Annotated in this window: 19 protein-coding genes; 5 read left to right on the top strand and 14 right to left on the bottom strand. The window is 50.1% G+C overall.

Going from position 1 to position 19096, the window contains the following annotated elements:
- Positions 1-103 precede the first annotated feature (103 nt).
- Positions 104-1015: an EAL domain-containing protein gene (locus BUA40_RS01250; protein ID WP_143149646.1), complete on the top strand. Its 912-nt coding sequence runs from the start codon at positions 104-106 to the stop codon at positions 1013-1015.
- A 118-nt stretch (positions 1016-1133) separates the two neighbouring features.
- On the top strand, positions 1134-2573 hold the full coding sequence (locus tag BUA40_RS01245) for a putative bifunctional diguanylate cyclase/phosphodiesterase (RefSeq protein ID WP_178299490.1): 1440 nt from the start codon (positions 1134-1136) through the stop codon (positions 2571-2573).
- 12 nt (positions 2574-2585) lie between these two features.
- Here BUA40_RS01245 and BUA40_RS01240 read toward each other — a convergent pair whose 3' ends face one another.
- Positions 2586-2945, bottom strand: a complete 360-nt coding sequence (locus BUA40_RS01240) for a hypothetical protein (RefSeq protein ID WP_143149645.1) — start codon at positions 2943-2945, stop codon at positions 2586-2588.
- 11 nt (positions 2946-2956) lie between these two features.
- Positions 2957-4195, bottom strand: a complete 1239-nt coding sequence (locus BUA40_RS01235; protein WP_072797446.1) for a hypothetical protein — start codon at positions 4193-4195, stop codon at positions 2957-2959.
- A gap of 120 nt (positions 4196-4315) precedes the next feature.
- On the opposite strand from BUA40_RS01235, the gene BUA40_RS01230 reads away from it, so the two are divergent.
- On the top strand, positions 4316-5191 hold the full coding sequence (locus BUA40_RS01230) for a radical SAM protein (protein WP_072797445.1): 876 nt from the start codon (positions 4316-4318) through the stop codon (positions 5189-5191).
- Positions 5192-5222: 31 nt separating this feature from the next.
- Here the strand turns inward: BUA40_RS01230 and BUA40_RS01225 are convergent, their stop codons facing one another.
- Both BUA40_RS01225 and BUA40_RS01220 read right to left on the bottom strand, forming a co-directional pair.
- Complete coding sequence (locus BUA40_RS01225; protein ID WP_072797444.1) at positions 5223-5813, bottom strand: inorganic diphosphatase; 591 nt, start codon at positions 5811-5813, stop codon at positions 5223-5225.
- A gap of 119 nt (positions 5814-5932) precedes the next feature.
- Complete coding sequence (locus BUA40_RS01220; RefSeq protein WP_255369152.1) at positions 5933-7234, bottom strand: POTRA domain-containing protein; 1302 nt, start codon at positions 7232-7234, stop codon at positions 5933-5935.
- A gap of 174 nt (positions 7235-7408) precedes the next feature.
- Between BUA40_RS01220 and BUA40_RS01215 the strand changes: the two genes are divergently transcribed.
- Positions 7409-7873 carry a hypothetical protein gene (locus BUA40_RS01215; protein ID WP_072797442.1) on the top strand — a complete coding sequence of 155 codons (465 nt, stop codon included), beginning with the start codon at positions 7409-7411 and terminating at the stop codon, positions 7871-7873.
- Between the two features lie 54 nt (positions 7874-7927).
- The gene (locus tag BUA40_RS01210; protein ID WP_072797441.1) at positions 7928-10471 is read left to right on the top strand and encodes an ATP-dependent helicase C-terminal domain-containing protein; all 2544 of its coding nucleotides are present in this window, start codon (positions 7928-7930) and stop codon (positions 10469-10471) included.
- On the opposite strand, the gene BUA40_RS01205 is transcribed toward BUA40_RS01210, so the two are convergent.
- The 10 genes from BUA40_RS01205 to BUA40_RS01160 form a co-directional block, all read right to left on the bottom strand.
- Positions 10464-12014, bottom strand: a complete 1551-nt coding sequence (locus BUA40_RS01205) for a choice-of-anchor I family protein (protein WP_072797440.1) — start codon at positions 12012-12014, stop codon at positions 10464-10466. The genes BUA40_RS01210 and BUA40_RS01205 overlap by 8 nt on opposite strands.
- Before the next feature lie 17 nt (positions 12015-12031).
- Entirely contained in the window at positions 12032-12451 is a 420-nt protein-coding gene (locus BUA40_RS01200) for a hypothetical protein (protein ID WP_072797439.1), read from the bottom strand.
- A gap of 84 nt (positions 12452-12535) precedes the next feature.
- On the bottom strand, positions 12536-13537 hold the full coding sequence (locus BUA40_RS14465) for a hypothetical protein (protein ID WP_072797438.1): 1002 nt from the start codon (positions 13535-13537) through the stop codon (positions 12536-12538).
- A 119-nt stretch (positions 13538-13656) separates the two neighbouring features.
- The gene (locus BUA40_RS01190; protein ID WP_072797437.1) at positions 13657-14619 is read right to left on the bottom strand and encodes an adenosine kinase; all 963 of its coding nucleotides are present in this window, start codon (positions 14617-14619) and stop codon (positions 13657-13659) included.
- Positions 14619-15470 (bottom strand): rhomboid family protein, encoded by an 852-nt coding sequence (locus BUA40_RS01185; protein WP_255369151.1) that lies wholly within the window; start codon positions 15468-15470, stop codon positions 14619-14621. Before BUA40_RS01185 ends, BUA40_RS01190 begins: the two co-directional genes overlap by 1 nt.
- A gap of 76 nt (positions 15471-15546) precedes the next feature.
- A complete protein-coding gene (gene coaD, locus BUA40_RS01180) occupies positions 15547-16047 on the bottom strand; it encodes a pantetheine-phosphate adenylyltransferase (protein WP_072797435.1) in 501 nt (166 codons plus the stop codon).
- 80 nt (positions 16048-16127) lie between these two features.
- Entirely contained in the window at positions 16128-16676 is a 549-nt protein-coding gene (rsmD, locus tag BUA40_RS01175; RefSeq protein WP_072797434.1) for a 16S rRNA (guanine(966)-N(2))-methyltransferase RsmD, read from the bottom strand.
- Between the two features lie 5 nt (positions 16677-16681).
- The gene (locus BUA40_RS01170) at positions 16682-17698 is read right to left on the bottom strand and encodes a hypothetical protein (RefSeq protein WP_072797433.1); all 1017 of its coding nucleotides are present in this window, start codon (positions 17696-17698) and stop codon (positions 16682-16684) included.
- A complete protein-coding gene (locus tag BUA40_RS01165) occupies positions 17695-18609 on the bottom strand; it encodes a type IV pilus biogenesis protein PilM (protein WP_072797432.1) in 915 nt (304 codons plus the stop codon). Before BUA40_RS01165 ends, BUA40_RS01170 begins: the two co-directional genes overlap by 4 nt.
- 37 nt (positions 18610-18646) lie before the next feature.
- The gene (locus tag BUA40_RS01160; protein ID WP_072797431.1) at positions 18647-19096 is read right to left on the bottom strand and encodes a ComEA family DNA-binding protein; all 450 of its coding nucleotides are present in this window, start codon (positions 19094-19096) and stop codon (positions 18647-18649) included.

Raw genomic sequence — 19096 nt, 5'->3', positions numbered from 1 at the left:
GGCTATACTGTTGCTTCCTTTGCCGGGAAGGGGTGAATAAAAACGGCGAACCTCCTTATCCTGCGCTCGCGAAGTGACTTTTTAAGGGTCAACTATTTATCATGTGACAGACCCAAGCATCGACGTATCGATCATGTTTGACCGCGCCCACTTGGCCCAAACAAGTATCAAGAACGAATACAACACGCATATTGCCATATACGACGACAAAATGCGCGACCAGGTGCTTTGGAGCCAAAAGATTTCTGGAGAACTCGAAGGAGCGCTCAAGCAGCGTCACATTGTTCCTTACCTGCAGCCCATCGTAGACATCAATGGTTCCATTATCGGGGCCGAGGCCTTGGTTCGCTGGCTCCACCCCACTGAAGGATTCCTCCCTCCCTTCACGTTTATTCCCACCTTCGAAAAGAACGGCATGATTGCCGAGGTGGACAAGTACATTTGGCGCAGCGCCTGCGAGATTTTATCTTCTTGGACCGACGAGAAATCAAAGCTCTTTATTTCGGTGAACATTTCACCCAAGGACTTCTACTTCATTGACGTCTATGCCGAAATCAAGAACTTAGTCGACGAATATAAGATAGAGCCTTCGCGCCTGCGCATCGAAATCACCGAAACCGTGATGATGACCGAAGCCGAAAGCCGCATGGCGATCCTGAGCAAGTTCCGCGAATCCGGATTCATTGTCGAAATGGATGACTTCGGAAGCGGCTATTCTTCGCTGAACCAGCTCAAGGACATGCCTCTCGACGTCCTGAAAATCGACATGAAGTTCTTGAGCAAGGCCCAAGACAACGGAAAGGCAGAAACCATTCTGCGCAATATACTCAGGCTTTCTAGCGATCTTGGACTTTTCTCCCTTACAGAAGGTGTAGAAACCGAAGACCAGTACAAGAAATTGAGCGAAATGGGCTGTAATTTGTTCCAGGGTTACTACTTTGCAAAGCCCATGTCCATTGCAGATTATGAAAAGCTATTCAGCACTCAACAATCGGACAAAAAGTGCTCCAATTGAATTAAAAACAAATTAAATAATCTTTAGAACAGAAATTTGTAACAAACGAACTATATATAATAGGCTATATTCTACTCATAGAACAAAGTAATATTTTATGAGTAAAATTTTATCGTTTGTGTTTCTTTTCTTGGCCACGGGGCTTTTGGTTTTCCAACTTTTTGTGGGAAACTATATTCTGCTAGACCTTTTGGCGGCCGCTTTAATCATTATTGCCATTTTACGTATCGAAAAACTGCAGCAAGAAGCATTGATTGCCAAAGAAAAGGTGATCAAGCGCCAGCGTGAAATCTACAATGTCACTCATGACAAACTGACTGGATTATACACCAAAGAGGCTCTTTTCCAGAAAATCAAGGACGCAATCGCCAAGAATCCCGATGTAGAGTACTGGATTGCCTACTTTGACATCAAGGACTTCAAAATCGTCAACGATATCTTCGGTAGCGACATGGGAGACAGCGTGTTGCTGAAGGTTGCCTCCTGGCTTCGCGAAAATTCCACCAAGGAATGGGTCTTCGGACGCCTGGGTGGAGACGACTTCGGCATTTGCCTACCGGCAGGAGACGCAAACCTGCAACAACTGGAACGCCGTTTTTCCCGCTACGTCATTTCCAACGGCTCCATCGAGCACCGCATTCTAATGCACATGGGCATCTACAAGATTACCGAACGCGATATCGGCATATCGATCATGTTCGACCGCGCCCAATTGGCATTGACCTCCGTCAAGAACGAATACAACAAGCACATCGCCTTTTACGACAACAAGATGCGCAAACAGGTCATGTGGGACCAGATGATTTCTGCCCAGATCGAAAAAGCCATCGAAGAAAAACAGGTACGGCCCTACCTGCAACCCATTGTCGACAAGGAAGGGCACATTATCGGGGCAGAAGCGCTTATCCGCTGGGATCACCCCAAAGAAGGCTTCTTACAGCCTGAAACCTTCATCCCTACTTTCGAAAGAAACGGCATGATTGCCGACCTGGACAAGTACATTTGGCGAAGCGCCTGCGAAATACTTTCCACCTGGACCGGCGAAAAAGCAAACCTGTTCATTTCTATCAATATTTCGCCGAAAGATTTCTTGTTCATGGATGTCTTTGCAGAAGTCAATTCCCTGATCAAGGAATTCAACATCGAGCCCTCCCGTTTGCGTATTGAAATCACCGAAACCGTGATGATGACCGAAGTCGAAAGCCGCATGGCTATTCTGAATCGGTTCCGCGAATCGGGATTTATCGTCGAGATGGACGACTTCGGCAGCGGTTATTCTTCGCTGAACCAGCTCAAGGACATGCCGCTTGACGTTCTGAAAATCGACATGAAGTTCCTCAGCAGTTCCAAGAACAGCCAAAAGGCAGAAATCATTCTGCGCAACGTTCTAAAGCTTTCTGGCGATTTGGGACTTTATTCCCTTACCGAAGGCGTAGAAACCGAAGACCAGTACAATATGCTGAGCCAAATGGGCTGTAACCTGTTCCAAGGCTACTTCTTTGCAAAGCCCATGACCGTCGACGAATTTGAAAAAATCTGCGAATCTAAAGTCGCCTAACCGACCACTTAATTAGCGGAATCTGTAGTGCAAGCCGTCGGTGCTATCCGTAAGCACCATGTACTCGCTTCCGCCTTCCAATTCGATATTGTCGAACCTGTACGAAGATTCCGTCGTCTTGATTTGCATCGTGAAGGTTCCGACCCAATCCGCTTCGTACACGCGGCTCTTTTCGCCAGCGGGAATCGTATCCTGAATCCAGATTCTGTAGGCAGATCCGTCTTCAGAAACGATACCGATTTCAACTATCGTCTGACTAGTTCCGTTCTCAACCTGGAGTCTTGTGGTAGAATCCACAAACCAATGCGTCAGACACCCCGAAAGCATAGCACAGCAAGAAACCATTCCTGCAAGCAAAGACACTTTTTTCATTGCCGCCTTCATTAGTTACCTCCTTCTGTACTTGCTGCAGGTTGAGTCTTTTCGTAGCGGATTCCCTTGGCTTCAATCGTCTTGGGAGCGCCTTTACCAGAACCTATCGGAGTAATTTCGTTGGAGCTTGACTTTTTATCGGACTGCTTGATAATATCGGTTTCCATCGGTGCGCTACGGGCAGCACCGCGGTTGAACAGCCAGCCATCAACAGTCGTCAAGTTAAACTTGAATTCCACAAGGAAGGTGCCCTTCGCGCCAAAGAAGTTGTCGTAATCGTAAGCGGCATTGTAGGCGAAGCGGGCAAACAGCAAGTCAATTGCACCACCCCACAACAAGTCGCTTTCTTCTTCAACCAAGTCATCGGAAATGCGTTTCTTTTTGACACGGTTCAAGCAAGTCGCTTCAAAACCGATCATGCGGGACGGATCCGGATAAAACTTGAGAGCCGCACTGTGGAACCAGGTATCGTTCAAGTCAATCGCGACTTCGGCATAAAGCTGCTGGGCATACAAGTTCTGTTCCCAAGTGACGCGCATGGAATCAACATCGCTCTCGTCGTCCTCATTGTACATGGCAAGCGATACGTTCGGCAAATAAGTCAACGGTCCCGACTTTTTGCCTCCGTAAATAGAGCGGCTTTCCAAATCCAGCGAGAACCGGAACAAGCGCCAGTCCGTACGGAAGAAATTGGCCTGGGCACTGAATTTGCTAAAGCGCAAGTGAGCCCAACTATAAGCTAGGGAATCCTTTTCGTAAGGGTAAATCTTGCCGCGGTGTTCCAAATTTTGGTGCTGCATACCTGCCGCAAACGTCCAATCCATCTTGGCATCGGTAAAGGTCAAACCCCATGTGACAATGGAGCGCTGGATACCGAAATCACCATAGTGCGGAAGCAGGAGAAAGTCTTCGCCATCCCAACCGGAGCGGTCAAACCAAAGGAGCGCACCCATGTGGCGGTTCTTGGCGACTTCACCGGCGCCAAAGCCCGCAAAATGCTGATTGAACGCAAAGCCGTCGTGTTCACCGTACTCACTTTCAAGAGGCAGCTGTTCACGACTCGGCGTATAGTAAAAACCGAAGTCGATGTGACCGCCACGGCCACCACGCATCACATCGCGGATCTCGGTGAGATGCCTATCTCGAGTGATAGCGCCATCTTTCGCCAAAGCCTCGGGTTTAATGCCGTCGGCAAAAGCAACTCCGACAAGCGTAAGCGCAATCAAAGCGGACTTTAATACAAATTGCATGTAGGAAAAGTAGTAAAAAGTAGGAAGTAGGAAGTAGGCGGTAGACAGTTGGACGTTCTAATTTTTCGCTCTAACGGCATATAGGTACAGACTATAACTCGGATTACTATATTTGGCGGCATGAATGAACAGGAAAAAGCATTAATCGCTGCGTGGAGCAGCCACCCCCGCGAATGGGAAAACAACACTTGGGTGTACCCAGTGATTAGCCGCCGCGCAGGCGGGCTTTCTTTAGGCGTCAATTTGAATCCGGATCACCACTGTTCCTTTTCCTGTGCCTACTGCCAGAGCGGCCCGCAAGAAGGCCACAAGCGCATTCCCGTCGATATTGACGCTGTGGAACGCGAACTCCGTGCATTCCTCGCCTATTACGCCTCTGGCGAATTTGCCAAATGCGACGCCTACAAGAATGTTCCTGAGCAAAACAAGCTTTTGAAGGATATTTGCCTTTCGGGCGACGGAGAATCCACCATCGTCAAGGAATTCCCCGAAGTTTGCCGCCGCATGCGTGAAATCCAAAAGGAATTCGCCCCTAAACTCGGTGACTTTAAATTACGCCTGATCACCAACGCAAGTCACATTGAAGCGGAATCCGTTCAACAGGGGCTTGCCCAATTGCTCGAAAGCAATGGTGAAATTTGGGCAAAGCTTGACGCCGGCACCGAAGAATGGTTCAAGAAGGTGAATCGTTCTCCCCTGCACTTGGCCAAGATTCTAGACAACCTAACCAAGGCCATCAACCTTTACCCGCTCTGCATCCAGACCATGCTCTGCGATTTGCAAGGCGAAATTCCGAGCGAACAGGAAATCGAACGCTACATCGAAAATTTGGCCGCCATCCATTCCGCAAATCCGGACCACCTTGTTGAAGTCCAGCTGTACACGGTTATCCGCGACACCTTGCTTAAGGGAGTAGAACCTCTGCCCAAGGAATTCCTGGAAAGCGTCAAAACAAAAATCACCGACGCACTGCCGGTGAAAGTAAGATGCTTTTAATTGAAAGACGCCGCTAAAAAGCGGCGTTTTTTTAAATCAATTCGTCAGGCGGAAGGTGGTCGAGGCTTTCCGGTTCCTGGTAGCAAGTTTCAGGAACTTGCACCTGCATCTGGAAATAAGCCTTGTGAGCGGCAATCACCTTTTCGCGGGCGAAGTCGGCGTTCTGCCATTCACCAATCTGCACATCCTTACCTTCCAGTTCCTTGTAGTTCTGGAAAAAGTTACGCGTAATGCGCAGGAACATCTGGTCCACGTCGGTGATGTCCCTGATGGGGCGCGGGTTGAAAACCGGAACGCCCAAAACCTTATAGTCCTTGCGACCGCCATCGGTCATGTCAAGCGCACCAATGACGCGGCAGGTGCAAACCGTACCCGTCATCATGGAGGCGGGGCTATAAATCAGCATATCGATAGCGTCGCCATCGTCAGCCTTAGTGCTGGGAATAAAGCCGTAAGTACAAGGATAGCTCATGGAGCTGAGCAAGCAGCGGTCCAGACGGAACACGTGCAGGCGTTCGTCATATTCATACTTGAGGTTCGTGTCTTTGCCGATTTCGACGACACAATCTACTTCATAAGGGTACTTCTTACCGATAGGAAGGTCTAGATAGTTAATTGCCATTTATACTCCAAAAGGCCCACGCTGAGCCCATATTACCTTTTTATTATAAATATGAGTCCTAATTTAGTATTTATCCAAAATTTGTAAAGGGTTGTTTACTTTATTTACGTCGGAATTGGTTATCTGCCACGCCAGCGCGACGTAGACACCTTTTCTATCATGCCAAAGAAGTATTTAGGTTCTCCCCTGTCGGGGCTGTATCCCACTTCAAAACGCAGACGGTCAACAGCGGGAACCACCAGATGAATACCGCCATAGACGGCACCTTCGTAATCATCCCAACCGGGGCGCCCCGAATTCCAAATAAGGCTTCCGTCGAGACCCGCCACCAATTGCACTCCATAGAAGAAATTCACGCCCGCGATACTCGCCGGCTGACGATCCAACAGAATAAAGCGTTCTTCGAGGTTGAGCAAGGCTTCGTGTACGCCCAGGCGCTTTGAATCGCCATAACGGCCACGATAAGAATTCACGCCGCCATGCGAAAAATAGTCGAAGCGGTACACTTCACCCGGACGGTAACGCACGAGCGCCGTCGCCCCCGTCACAAAACGACCAACTGGATAGTAAGCGCGGGCATCGTTCAAAAGTTCCCAATAGTCTTCGCCTTCGGTGTAACAGCTGCCGCCACAGATAGCAATCCGGTCTAATTGCTTCACATGCGTAAGCATGTATTCATAATAGACACCCTTGCGGGTATCAATCTTGGTATCACGGAAATCAAAGGCAAAGCCAAGGCCATATTCCCATAATTCAGCAGAGTCTTCATCGAACGTGAACACCGCTTTTTCCAATTCGCGATACGCGACCGTGCCTAAAATAGAAAGGTGCGGCAGCAGTTGATAGTCCAAATCCAAATCAATCAGCCAGCTGTCATCTTGGTAATCGCGAATGTCATCGTAACTGTCGGTACGCAGGAACTCAAAATTCCAGCCGAGCGGAAGCCCGAACAAGTAAGGAGAACTTGCATAAAAGGCATACTCGTTGTTATCCAGGAACCGTTCAGAAGAGGTGCGGTACTGAACTTCGGCACGGATATCTTCGCCAAGCACATTGAGGTTTGCAAGAGCAAGGCCAATCATGAGCCCGTCGCGCTCGGTCGTCTTACCTGCAGGGGCAGGAATCCAACGGAAGATTTCGACGAAAGAGTATTTCAGATTTCCACCATTACAATCTACCGACACATCGGTAAACAAGTCCAAGTCTTGCAGGCGGCGTTTTTCAAGATCGAACTTTTCGGCAGAGAACGGCTCCCCCGCCTTGTTCAAGAGCTCTCGTTCCACCACGCGAGCCTTCGTATGCTCTAGCCCTTCGTACGAAATCGACGAAATGACCGAGCCTTCAGGACAAGCCGCAACATCAGCAAAGGCTGTGCCCGAAAAAAGCGCCGTTACAGCACATGTAAAAAAAACTCTTTTCAAAAGACTTATCACAGTCACGAATATAGAAAAGCTTGCCTCCTTAAAAAAGCGTCGGCCAAGGAAGGGGAGGGTGCAGGGAGGGGACCGTGCGGCCTTCGCAACTCCGAGCCGGGTCCCCTCCCGCATAAATCATTTATTTTTCTATATTTTCTTTCGTAAAGAAAAGAGGTTTTTATGTTAGATTTTCTCGCCAACTATTGGCCGTACCTTGTAGCCTTGTTTCTCATCGTTATGGGCGTATTTGCATTCCGTGGAGTCCGCAAGGCTCTTAAGGAAGGCGGTGGTGCTTTCAGCCTTGAGACCATCAAGAAGAACACCGAACCGAACTTTGCCGCTCTCAAGCAGAAGTCTCGCGCCCTTTTGGCCGATGCCGACATGATTTGCGAAGTCAAGGAAGGTTCCCACCTCGTGGTGCCCAAGAAAGAAGACCTCAAGTTCTTCCGCCGCGCCGTGTCTCAGAAGTACAAGCTCGCCATGTTCCTGGTGCCCGGCACCAACAAGGTCGCCTACTTCTTCTGCAAGACCGAACAGGGCCTGCGTCGCCGTATCGACAACCTGGTAATCAACCAGAAGTTCCACGAAGGCAAGAAGCCTTACAACGACGTTGCCACCGGCGAAAAGCTCAAGTTCCCAAGGTAGTAGCGAGCACGGCGCAAAGCGCGACCCGTTAGGGGAGCGACCTCACGCCTCAATATGAATTACAAAGATTTAGCACTCGCCGAAGAAGAAGGCAAACTGGAAGCCGCGATAGCGGCTTCTCGCAATTTATTGATTGAAGCGCCGACCGGTTCGGGCAAGTCGCTATTCATCCCCTACTTTTTAAGCAAGCACTGCAAAGGCCGCGTGGTCGTATTGCAGCCCCGCCGCATTGCTGCACTTGCGCTTGCGCAGTTCTCGGCAAAACTCCACGGTGAAAGCTGCGGAAAGACAGTCGGCTACCAGTTCAGGCAAGACAGTTGCAAAAGCGCAGACACGCGCATTCTCTTTCAGACCTACGGTAACTTTCTGCAGGAGTTGCTGCACGGCAAACTGGACGCCGACTGGATTGTCTTTGACGAATACCACGAACGCAAGGCTGACATGGACTTGCTGTTTGCGTTTTTTAGGGGAGCCGAACGGCCTCGTATAGCAGTGATGTCGGCAGCACTCAACCGCGATGAGTTGGAAAACGCCCTCAATGTAAAATGCCTGAGCTTGGGCCACCCGCTCTACCCCGTCCAGATTATCAACCAGACTCCGGCCACGGGGACATCGCTTGTTTCAGGCGTTGGACTTGACGCCGAAGTGGTGCGGGCGCTCCGCACATTATACCGCAACAACATCTGGCAGACCACGCTGGTATTCTTACCGGGCAAAGCAGAAATCGCCCGCTGCCACACCGCCGCCGCCGAAGCCCTCGGACAGAACTGCGCCGAATTCCTGGAGATCTACGGCGGACAGGACCGCGAAACGCAAGACCGCATATTTGAAGTCACCGAACGCCCGCGCGTGATTTTCACGACGAACATCGCCGAAACTTCTATCACCGTGCCGAACGTGACAGGCGTTGTCGACAGCGGCATCGAACGCGTCAGCCTGTATGACGACAGTGAAAAAGTAAATGTACTGCGCACGCTCCCCATTTCTATGCAAAATGCCATTCAGCGCAGCGGCCGTAGCGGCCGTACGCAGAATGGTTGTGCCATACGCCTCTGGAGTGAAGAATCCGAAAAGCGTATGCCCCAAGGGATCGTGCCCGAGGTTCTGCAAATAGAGCCCTCGGAATTGCTGTTGCAGAAAGCAGCGTTAGAGAACACAGACGAAAGAACGCTCGCAGGCTCGCTACAGACGAGAGACGAGAGTATCGCAAAGATCGAGTTGCCGACAGCGATTCCGGAAGCGCGAGAAAAGACGGCGACGGCGCTGCTTCAGAAATTCGGGATGCTCCAAGACGGCGCCATCACCGAACTCGGCCTCAAGGCCATCCGCACGCCCATCTCAAGCATTCCGCTCGCGCTGCTCCTCGCATCGGCCCAAAGCAAAGCAGACCTCCCCGACCTGCTCCTCGCAGCACTCGCCTGGATTCACTCTGGCACCGAATTCTTGCAGAAGGCAAAAGTCGCCTACGATATTCTAACGCTTGCAAGCGATACGTTGTCCAAGAACAGGGATGTTCCGCGAGAAGTTTCGTTCACACTTAGACAGCTGCGTGACTACCGCAACCAGCTTGCAAACCCCACACCTCAAAGGGGCGAAGCTCCGACCTCAAACCTCGTCACCCAAAGTCTCCTCAAGGCATTCCCCGACAGGCTTGCGACTCCGAGCGGAAACGCCTACAAGCTCGCCAACCAGAATGTGATTCGCCTGCAAGTTGCAGAACCGCCTTACGCGATTCTCGCGCTCAGCATGCTCCGCACCGGCACGACCAAGTCGGAACTCAAGGTGAACCTTTACGCGCCCATTTCGCAAGACATGCTCGGCGGAAGCAACGCCAGGACCCGCTACGAGCTTCTGTGGCGCAGCGGCCAAGAAAGATTCATCGGAGTCGAAATCAGCGAATCCGAAAACGCCGACGGTTCTACCACCGAACTTTCCCGCAAAGAAATTCTCACGCAAGAGGCCTCGCCTAAAGTTCTCGAAGAACTCAAGAAACTCACCGTCGACGCCTGGCGCGAAAAAATCGAGAAAGAAAACTGGAGCGGCAGATTCCTGACCGACGTTGTTCAGACGCAACTGATCAAGATGCGCCTAGCCGCTAAGCTTTACCCCGAATACGGCCTCCCCGAATTCAACGAAGAAGATATGGAACTCATCTTCGACGAATTCGCAAGCGGCAAGTTCCTGCTCCGCGATATCAACGAAGACCGTTACCGCAGTATCGTCGAAGATTATTTCGGCAAGTCCATGCTGCAATGGCTCGGCAAGACATTCCCCGACCATTACATGCTCCCGAACGGTAAACGCGCCCGCTACAGCTACCAAGAAGTCGCCGTCACCGACGACGGAAAATCGGTGCAAAGCATCGAAGGCGTTCTGGTAGAAATTTCGGCCCGCATCGAAGATTTGATGCAACTCCGTGGCGAACACAAGATTGCCGACGGCAAATTAAAAGTCCGGTACGACATTCTCGCACCGAACTTCCGCACCATTCAAAAAACTTGGGACTTGACTGGCTTCTGGCAGAACACCTACGCCGAGGTGCGTAAGGAATTGCGCGGCCGCTATCCCAAGCACCCGTGGCCCGAATCCGTTATTTAATCGTATAAATCGTCAGCGTCTTGCTGTATTCGTAACCGACAACGAGCAAAGCTTGGCCGTTCATCGGGCTTTGTTCGGCGGGAATAAAGAGGACGCCTTCAGGCCCACGATCCAGCGGATCCAAATAGTAATCCACCAACTGCGGCGCCATCGGTTCCGTAATGTCGAAAACGGCAATACCACTGGTACGTTCCAAGCCAGCAAAAGCATAGCGACGGGCACCCACTTCGCCCACGGTCACGTTTTCGGGTTCACAGCCCTTATCCGAACTGCGCTTATCCATTTTGGCCTTGCCCTTCTTAGAATTCCAATTGAAGTATTCCGGCGCAATCTTTGCCAAGACACGTTCGAACATTTCACCGGAATCCCAAATCACTTTACCGGTTTCGCCATCGAAAATGCTCACGGAGCGGGAACCGAAAGTATAAGCATATGGGCACTTGCCATTGTGGGTGCGATACTTGCCCTCATCGCAACGTTCCAGCGCACTGACCGAAAGATCCTTCAAGTCCGCCGTCATCTTTTCAGTAAACACGGCTTCATCCAAACGGCCCTGTGCCACAAGTTCCGGCACATTCGTCACATCGGTCCAAGCCTTGTAATCATTGACAGGAGCGCCTTCGTTTGCAGTCAGCACAAAGTGCCTATCACCTGCCATGAACGCGGCAATGCCATCGGGCTGGCGCAAACCACGCAGCGGGTAATAATTCTTGATATCAATCTTTCCATCGCTTACGGCGTCAATTGCAAAGCCATTTCTGGAATGATCCACAAAGCCAAGCGAAAACACCTTCTTGATTTTCTTTGCCGGCACATCAATAATTGCCATGGCGTTATTTTCTTGCAGGCTCACCCACGCCAATTTGGAATCGTCAGACACCGTAATGTATTCCGGTTCCAGCGACTTCAAAAAGCCCTGATTTCCAGGAGCGCGCACGCCAGCCTTCTTCAGCGCATTCGTATCGAGATGGTCAAAGCCGGCCACCGTAAGTTCCGCCGTCTTCCACGATTCGGCATCAGCCTTGGCTACAGACAAGAATGCGATTCCGCCGTCGGGGTCAACTGCAAAATCCGTGCTAGGCGAACCTTCACAAGCCACCAGCAAGTTCTTGCCATCGGGCGTAAACTTGATCATGTCCGGCTGGCTGCAAACCGTGTACAATCCAAGCACTTCGAGATCATCGGTATAACGCATCACCTGCACCTGGCCATTGCGCCATTCTTCTATTTCAAGCATGCTGACCGCGACCAAGTCCCCATGGACCGTCACGCTAGAGGCGTTCCCCGGAATACTCACTTCCGCAATCTTTTTCGGAAGTCCAGGATTCGCCAAGTCCACCACCTCGATTACATTGGCATCGCCAACCACAAACAGCTTTTTCTTGGCTGGCATATACGCCGAAATTTCAGCCGTTTTCATGGACAAGGTAGAAAGCGGTTTTAGCGTATGCCCCCACTGGAAGGGTCCAGCAGGCACTGCGTTTTTCGCAAAACAAAAGCCTGCGCTCAAAAGCAGGCATGCACTCAATACAACTTTATTCATTCGCTCCTCAAGCCCGATTACTTCATAATCAGCCACATGATCAAAAGGCCAATGCCGATACCGCCCAAGAACGAAGACGATGTTGCCAATGCGGCTGCACGGCGGTCGTTATCTTCTTTTTCTTTCTTATTGACATTCACGCCAATAGACGTACTCAACATCTGGGCACACGTTTCATTGTCTTTCTTAATGACGTTGTAACTCTTTTCCCAATTTTCGCTTTTCGCTTTTTCGGTTTCGATAACAGCCCGCAAGGAATCCTTTTCAACGGAGCAGGCGTTTCCCTGTTCTTGCATGACGCTATCGCGTACAGCAATTTCCTGTTTCAATTCGGTTTCTGCAGTCGATGCCTGAGAAGCTACAGCAGGTTCTTCGGCTAGTGCCATTGAACCACAGAACAAAAAGGTAATCGCAAGAATTTTAATCAAACGCATCATGCCGTTAAATATACAAAAAAAAGACAAGTTCCTGGCAAACGCGGCCAGGAACTCGCTGTAAAAGAATTTTAGGCGATCAAAATCTTACGGCAATTCAACCTGTTTTTTCCATCGACCGTCCGCGCCCTTCACGTAATACACGCCAGGCACAAGAACTTCACCGGCCTTGATTTTGGAACCGTCAAGCCTGCGGATTTCGCGAGCCTTGAATGCACGCGGAGAGTTCACCAAGCGGCCAATTACCGTCGTATGCTCCGAAGAACTAGATTCTACTTCAGACGAGCTCGATTGTTCAGAAGAACTCGATGCTTCTACAGACGAACTAGAAACTTCGCTGCTAGAAGACTGTTCTTCAGACGAAGAAGACGCAACGCTGCTAGACGACGCCGGCAGATTCTTATTCGGATCCACCAGCACCCCATGGAGTATCTGTAACTGGACCTTCGAAACCGAATCCGGTACATCTAGGCCATTCACCGATGTATTCGCCGCCGTCAAGGAGTCCAAGGCTACAACGGAAGCATAAGAATACTTAGTTCCTACAAAATAGAAGGCAATTGAATACCACCAGTCAAAACTGAATTCAAACGTTTTTGAAACCATCAAATCATTAGTGGAGAAAGAATTGTTTTGGGGAAGGCTCCCCTTTTTAATGGCAATGATATTGAAGGAATTCGTTGCATCATAACCCTTGAAGGAGAACTGGTTTGCATCCATGATCATGGTTGCGTAATCATTGTCATTATTGACTAGCGACCATTGCAAGTCAGACCATATCGCATACTGGAATAAATTGCGTTGACTTTCTACACAACTCGCCGTTATGGACACCGGAAGCTTTGTGGCACCATTGAATTTATTCTTGTACGGTTTTACATCCAGATAGTCCTTGTAGACCGTCTTCTTGACGGAATCCGCTTTGGACAGATTTTTCGAACCATACCACATCGTTTCTTCAATCTGTTGCAACTGCAATTCCACTTTCTTTGCACCCAGCGTATCGCAAATATTGCGGATATAGGTTTCTTCTTGAGCGAAAGAAAACGCCATTGCAACCATTATCAAGCAAAGAATGCGTTTCATCATGTTAAACCTCCACTTTCACCTAAATATAATTTTTCTTTACAATTATGCAAAGTGAAAAAAAGGAAAACAGGCCAAAAATTCTTTTTAGCCTGTTCTACTGTTCAAAAAAGGGACTTAAATTAGCCGCGAGCCGCTAAAATTCGCTTCCAGCCGTCTTCCGGAATCTGGGCGCCCATCACCTGGACCACTTCGTTAGAAACGACGCTTCCGAGATTTCCAGAACGTTCCATATCCCAGCCGTTCATGTAGCCATAAAGGAATCCCGATGCCCACAAGTCGCCTGCACCGGTAGTATCGATAGCCTTGGCAGGGCCAGCCTGCACATGCACCACCTTGCCGTCCTTGGCAATCAGGGCACCGCGCTTGCCGATTTTCACCACGGCGACCTTCGCCTTCTTGGCGAGGACATCGAGAGCGGCTTCTTCCTTGACGCCGGCATAAGCATAAGCTTCGTCTTCGTTCGCGATAATGATATCGATCATTCCTTCGGCAAAGAGTTCATCAAAAAGCTTGCGGCAGGCTTCCACCACGCCAAAGCTGCTAAAATCGAGAGCGGTTTCTACACCCAGGCTGCGGGCCAAGGTAAAGGACTTCTTGAAACAATCTGCGTTAAAGGCACGGTAGCCTTCGGCATACAGCAAGCCAACGCCGTCGTAAAGAGCCGGCACAAAGTCGTCGCTGCCCAAGAAATCGGAGGCGCCCAGATAAGTCCACATGGAACGCTGGGCATCGGGCGTCACGGCGCTGAAAACGCAACCGGTAGCGGCATCGCTCAAGCCGAGCTTCGATTCCACACCATTGTCTTGCAAGTGCTTCTTGAAAATGTTACCGAGTTCGTCGTTGCCAATCTTCGAGATAAAGGCGGCCTTGCCACCCAGGCGAGAAAGACCCACCATGGTATTGCAGGTAGAGCCACCCGGCACGCGCAGCGGATTCTTGAGTGCGCCCAGGAACTTTTCCATCTGGGGCCAGTCCACCATATTCATGCCACCCTTCTGCACACCCTGGGCTTCAATCCAAGCGTCATCCACATTGGCCAAAATATCAACGAGGGCTGCGCCCATACCTAAAACTTTCTTCATTAGAAGCCTCCTCTGCGGCGGCGCAACTTTTCGCTCGCCTGTAGTAAGAATTGACGTTCAGACTCATTCAGCGAATTGATTCCCTCGCGATTGACTTTCTTGAGGATTTCATCCATTCGCTTGTTTTCGTCCACATAAAAAACTTCACCTTCGATAGCATCAGAATCGGATTTCGATTCCGCACGAGACTCGTTTTCGGAACGGCCTCCCGGATGTACCGTAAACTTCGGGCCACGCATTTTTGCAAATGCCTTGCCGAGGTTACCAAAGCCGCGTTCGTAAAAGTGCATGTAAAGGAAACCACCTACGACACCACCCAAGTGAGCGAGGTGGGCCACACCATCGCCCGAATGAGCCATGAACACATCCACGGCCACCATGAACCACATGGCGTACTTGATTCGCATCGGGAAGAAGAAGAACATCAAAAGCATGCGGTTCGGGAAGAACTTGTAGTACGCCACAAAGATTCCCATGAGGGCGCCTGAAGCACCGATAATCGGAGCATTCGTCATGCCAATCCAGTACATGACCAGGCTAAAGACAGCCGCAAAAATTCCACAGAAGAAATACATTCCCGTAAAATGCTTGGAGCCCATCATGTCGGCCACATCGCTACCGAACATCCAGAGCATGAGCATATTGAACAGGAAATGCCAGAAATCCACATGGATGAACATGTACGACACAAAGCGCCAAGCCTGTTCCGGCGCAAACGGCCAGAAGGCACCAAAGTAGGCAATGTATTCAGCAAGGCTGCCGTAACCGTAGCCAGGCAGGTTCAAATGCAAACCTAGAATCTTACCACCGATAAACGCAAGTCCAAACACAACTGCATTAATTATCAGCAAGGTTCGCAAAACTTTAGGTAAAAATCTGAAAGGTCTCATGGTTAGTAGGAAGTAGGAAGTAGGAAGTAGACAGTGGTTAGTGGTTGGTGGTTAGTAAAGGGATTTCTGTAGCGGGGACATATTTAGCGAGTATTTTTTTCCCGTTGGCACCCTTTGCAACGCCCACTTTCAAGAGTTCGCGAACTACGGTACTGGAGACATTCAAATGTTCCGGAGAGCTGGACAAGAAGATCGTTTCGCATTCAGGGTAAAGCACCTTGTTGTTCCAGGCAATGGACTGTTCGTATTCCACGTCGGCAGCGCCACGGATTCCGCGCACCAGGTACGTCGCCTTCACCATTTTCATATAGTCGACCGTAAGCCCTGCAGCACAGTCCACCTTCACATTCTTCAAGCCTTTGACCGCTTTCTGAATCATCTGCATTCGAGTTCCTTCATCGTACATATACTTCTTAGAAGTATTCTCGAAGATGACCACCCACAATTCATCGAACAGCGCAGAGGCGCGCTTCACGATATCGAGGTGACCTAAGGTAAACGGATCGAACGACCCGGCGAAAACGGCGATTTTCTTCATGCTTACAATTTAGAAAAGTAGGAAGTGAGAAGTAGGAAGTACGAAGTTATATTCAAGAAAAACTGTCTACTTCCTACCGTCTACTTTCTATAGATCACCAGCGAGGATTCGCCGTAGCGGCGGACTTGCACCTTGCCAGCCTCGTCGGCATCCTTGACCCAAGCGGGCAAATTGCGACTCGGAGCTTCGAACACAGCGACACCACCTGGATTCAGCCATTCCCAATAAGGGCGCAAATCAGGATAATCCATATCCTTGAACGGAGGGTCCGCATAAATCAAGTCAAAGCATTCGCTGGCGCACAAAGTTTCCTTGTCAAGCGTTAGGGCGTTCTTTTCTAACAAATTAAGTTTCGATTCCAGAGACAAAGCCTTGTACGCCTGCAACACGAGTCTAGCCTGGGCATGCGCCATTTCAACAGCCACGACGCTAGCTGCACCGCGGCTCAACGCTTCGATTCCCATAATGCCCGTGCCCGCAAACAAATCCAGTACGCGGAAATTTTCAACACCTTGCAAAATGTTGAAGAGAGCTTCCCTGGTACGGGAAGCAGTCGGTCTTGTCTTGGAAGTATCCGGGGAAGGAACATTCCTACCCCGCATGAGTCCGCCAGTAATGCGAATAGGCATCGGGACTATTGCTTGATAACGAACATTTCAAAAAGGATCGTGGTGAACATATCCTTCTTGGCAAGTTTCATTTCGATGTTACGAATACCGATGCGAGAAGGCGATCCCACAAAGGCCGTCACAAAGGCATTCAGCTCGGCAAAGTCAGCCGTAGTCGTAGCCTTAATAGTGTAGCGCTTGTAGACACCGTATTCTTCAATCACGGGCTTTTCAAGTCCACTGAACTGCACCTTCTGAGTGGCAGCCAAAGCCTTCATCGACTTGATTTCGCCATTCACTTCGGAAGTCGGAACAAAAGACGAAACGGCATTCAAATTTACGTTGTTCACGTTGAACATACCGAAAGCGGTAATGTCCGTTGCCGGAGCATTTTCAGGCAGCGGCGGAGTTCTGAAGTCCGCACTCACGGCGCGCAAGCGATCCAAGAAGGACTTCTGGGACACCGGATTGGCGGCAACACCACGCACGTAGAAGTAGTTCGGAGCCTGGAAGATACAATCCGAGAAGCCCACATCGTCAGGCGTTGCGGTATTCAAGAATGTCAAGAACTGACCGACAGAGGCCTTCTGGTACGAAATCTTTTCGAGCGGCAGGTAGCTGCTGTAGTCCGTACGCTTGTTGTTGAACAGAGCCTGCGGATTGATTTCGCCCACCACCTGCTTCACCGTCACGTTTTCACGCTGACGGATCAAAGCAGCAGCAGCGGCGGCTTCCGCTTCGAGCGAACCACCGGCGGAGGTGCGCTGTCCGGCACCGATCGCAAGAGCCGAACGAGTCGGGTCTTCGGCACCAATCAATTCCAAATAAGGAGGCGGCAACAAGCCCTGCAACGGCTGCGGAACACCCGCAACACTCAAGAAGCAGCTGAATGCAACAAACACAAACAGAGCCGCCACAAGAACCGTCAAAGCCTTCTTGCGAGACTTCTTCTGCAGTTCCTTGACGCTAGTCTCGTTGACCGGAGCCACATTTTCGACTTCGACCAAGCGTTCGGCGGCGTCAATCAAGTTCAAATGAATCATACACCCTCCATCACATTCAAGGCAGCACCGATAGCACCTGCGCAAGAAAGCACGGCAGCAGAATCTTCTTCTTCGATCGGGAGCCTCAAGTTAGAGAAAGAATCCATCAAGCTAAGCTGGTAGTCGGAAAGCTTTGCACGAACATCTTCCACAAACAGCATATCGCTAGCCATTTCACCGCACAGACGAATCGCCTTGGTCGAAACAGAGGCATTTTCCTGCTGGGCAATAGAGATTTGTTCGGCAATTTCCCTAGCCAAAATCTGGTAAGCTTCTTCCTTGGTGTTGTTCACCAAAGAAAGCGTGGACACGCAGCGGAGCGCATGCAGGTTGTCCTTGGTAAGCCAAAGCAAGGTCACACCAGCATAGTCAGCCTTGACTATACATGTCAGTTCGGACACATTTTCGGCAAAGTCCATCAGGTTCATGAGCGAAAGCACGTCCACGTCCATGGCCTTAGGAGCTAACATCTTGTTACGGAAGCCTTTACGTAAATTATCGACCCACTGTTCGCGGACGGCAATCAGCATAATCGTGTAGCCGAGTTCCGGGTCGCCACTCATGATTTTGTAATCAATTATATACGCATTGGCATCGGCATTGGTAATCAGCGAAACGTACCACTTTACATAGTCATCGACATTCTTTGTAGCTTCGGCCGGAACAAAGATTTGGCGAACAATCGATCTAAATGCGGGAATCGCCACCGAAACGGCATCGACGGATTCAATCTGGTTGAAATCCATCCATCCTTGGAGGACGGTTTCAAAAGCATAGACATCGTCAAGGGGAGCAGTTTCCGTTTCGAGGACTGCCGTCTTCAAAACACGGCGTTCAGCCGCGTCCAAAAGGGCGACTTTCAGAGAAGCGTCCCCCGTTTCTATACCCATGTAAATCTTCGTATCACTCATATTATCAACGACTTATGAAAAAAACTACACTCTAAAACTAATCAAAAATTACCCCTAAAAGGAGCTTTTCCATTTTTTTCTTGCCAATTCCAGGCACTTTTTGCAAATCTTCGGGGGTTTTGAAGGGTCCGAGGGCATTTCTGGTGGCCAAAATCTTCTCGGCAAGCTTCGGACCGACCCCATTTAGGGCACAAAGTTCATCGATCGAAGCCGAATTGATATGTACCGGAAGGTTCACTTTTTTGGCCGATTTTCGCTCTTTTTTCGGTTCGCCTTCAAATCTATTGTCACTTTTTGACATTTGCAGACTATCTACGGCAACGGAGTCCCGACTCGCTGCCATGGGGGCTTCGTTCGCCACGAAGAATGACTCGCCCACCTCAAAGCTCTCGATCGACGGGAGTCCCCACGGGAGAACCCGGACAATGATTCCAATGACCAAAAGGCATAGTGCCAATCGGACTACGTTTTTTTCAGGTGCATTCAT

It is taken from the genome of Fibrobacter sp. UWT2, assembly GCF_900142545.1.
GTDB lineage: Bacteria > Fibrobacterota > Fibrobacteria > Fibrobacterales > Fibrobacteraceae > Fibrobacter.
This window is presented reverse-complemented; position numbering and strand designations above follow the sequence as displayed.

Coding starts and splice junctions, on each gene's coding strand:
- BUA40_RS01240 (WP_143149645.1), bottom strand. CDS start 2,945: ATGAAAAAAGTGTCTTTGCTTGCAGGAATGGTTTCTTGCTGTGCTATG.
- BUA40_RS01235 (WP_072797446.1), bottom strand. CDS start 4,195: ATGCAATTTGTATTAAAGTCCGCTTTGATTGCGCTTACGCTTGTCGGA.
- BUA40_RS01230 (WP_072797445.1), top strand. CDS start 4,316: ATGAATGAACAGGAAAAAGCATTAATCGCTGCGTGGAGCAGCCACCCC.
- BUA40_RS01225 (WP_072797444.1), bottom strand. CDS start 5,813: ATGGCAATTAACTATCTAGACCTTCCTATCGGTAAGAAGTACCCTTAT.
- BUA40_RS01215 (WP_072797442.1), top strand. CDS start 7,409: ATGTTAGATTTTCTCGCCAACTATTGGCCGTACCTTGTAGCCTTGTTT.
- BUA40_RS01210 (WP_072797441.1), top strand. CDS start 7,928: ATGAATTACAAAGATTTAGCACTCGCCGAAGAAGAAGGCAAACTGGAA.
- BUA40_RS01205 (WP_072797440.1), bottom strand. CDS start 12,014: ATGAATAAAGTTGTATTGAGTGCATGCCTGCTTTTGAGCGCAGGCTTT.
- BUA40_RS01200 (WP_072797439.1), bottom strand. CDS start 12,451: ATGATGCGTTTGATTAAAATTCTTGCGATTACCTTTTTGTTCTGTGGT.
- BUA40_RS14465 (WP_072797438.1), bottom strand. CDS start 13,537: ATGATGAAACGCATTCTTTGCTTGATAATGGTTGCAATGGCGTTTTCT.
- BUA40_RS01190 (WP_072797437.1), bottom strand. CDS start 14,619: ATGAAGAAAGTTTTAGGTATGGGCGCAGCCCTCGTTGATATTTTGGCC.
- coaD (WP_072797435.1), bottom strand. CDS start 16,047: ATGAAGAAAATCGCCGTTTTCGCCGGGTCGTTCGATCCGTTTACCTTA.
- rsmD (WP_072797434.1), bottom strand. CDS start 16,676: ATGCCTATTCGCATTACTGGCGGACTCATGCGGGGTAGGAATGTTCCT.
- BUA40_RS01170 (WP_072797433.1), bottom strand. CDS start 17,698: ATGATTCATTTGAACTTGATTGACGCCGCCGAACGCTTGGTCGAAGTC.
- BUA40_RS01165 (WP_072797432.1), bottom strand. CDS start 18,609: ATGAGTGATACGAAGATTTACATGGGTATAGAAACGGGGGACGCTTCT.
- BUA40_RS01160 (WP_072797431.1), bottom strand. CDS start 19,096: ATGAATGCACCTGAAAAAAACGTAGTCCGATTGGCACTATGCCTTTTG.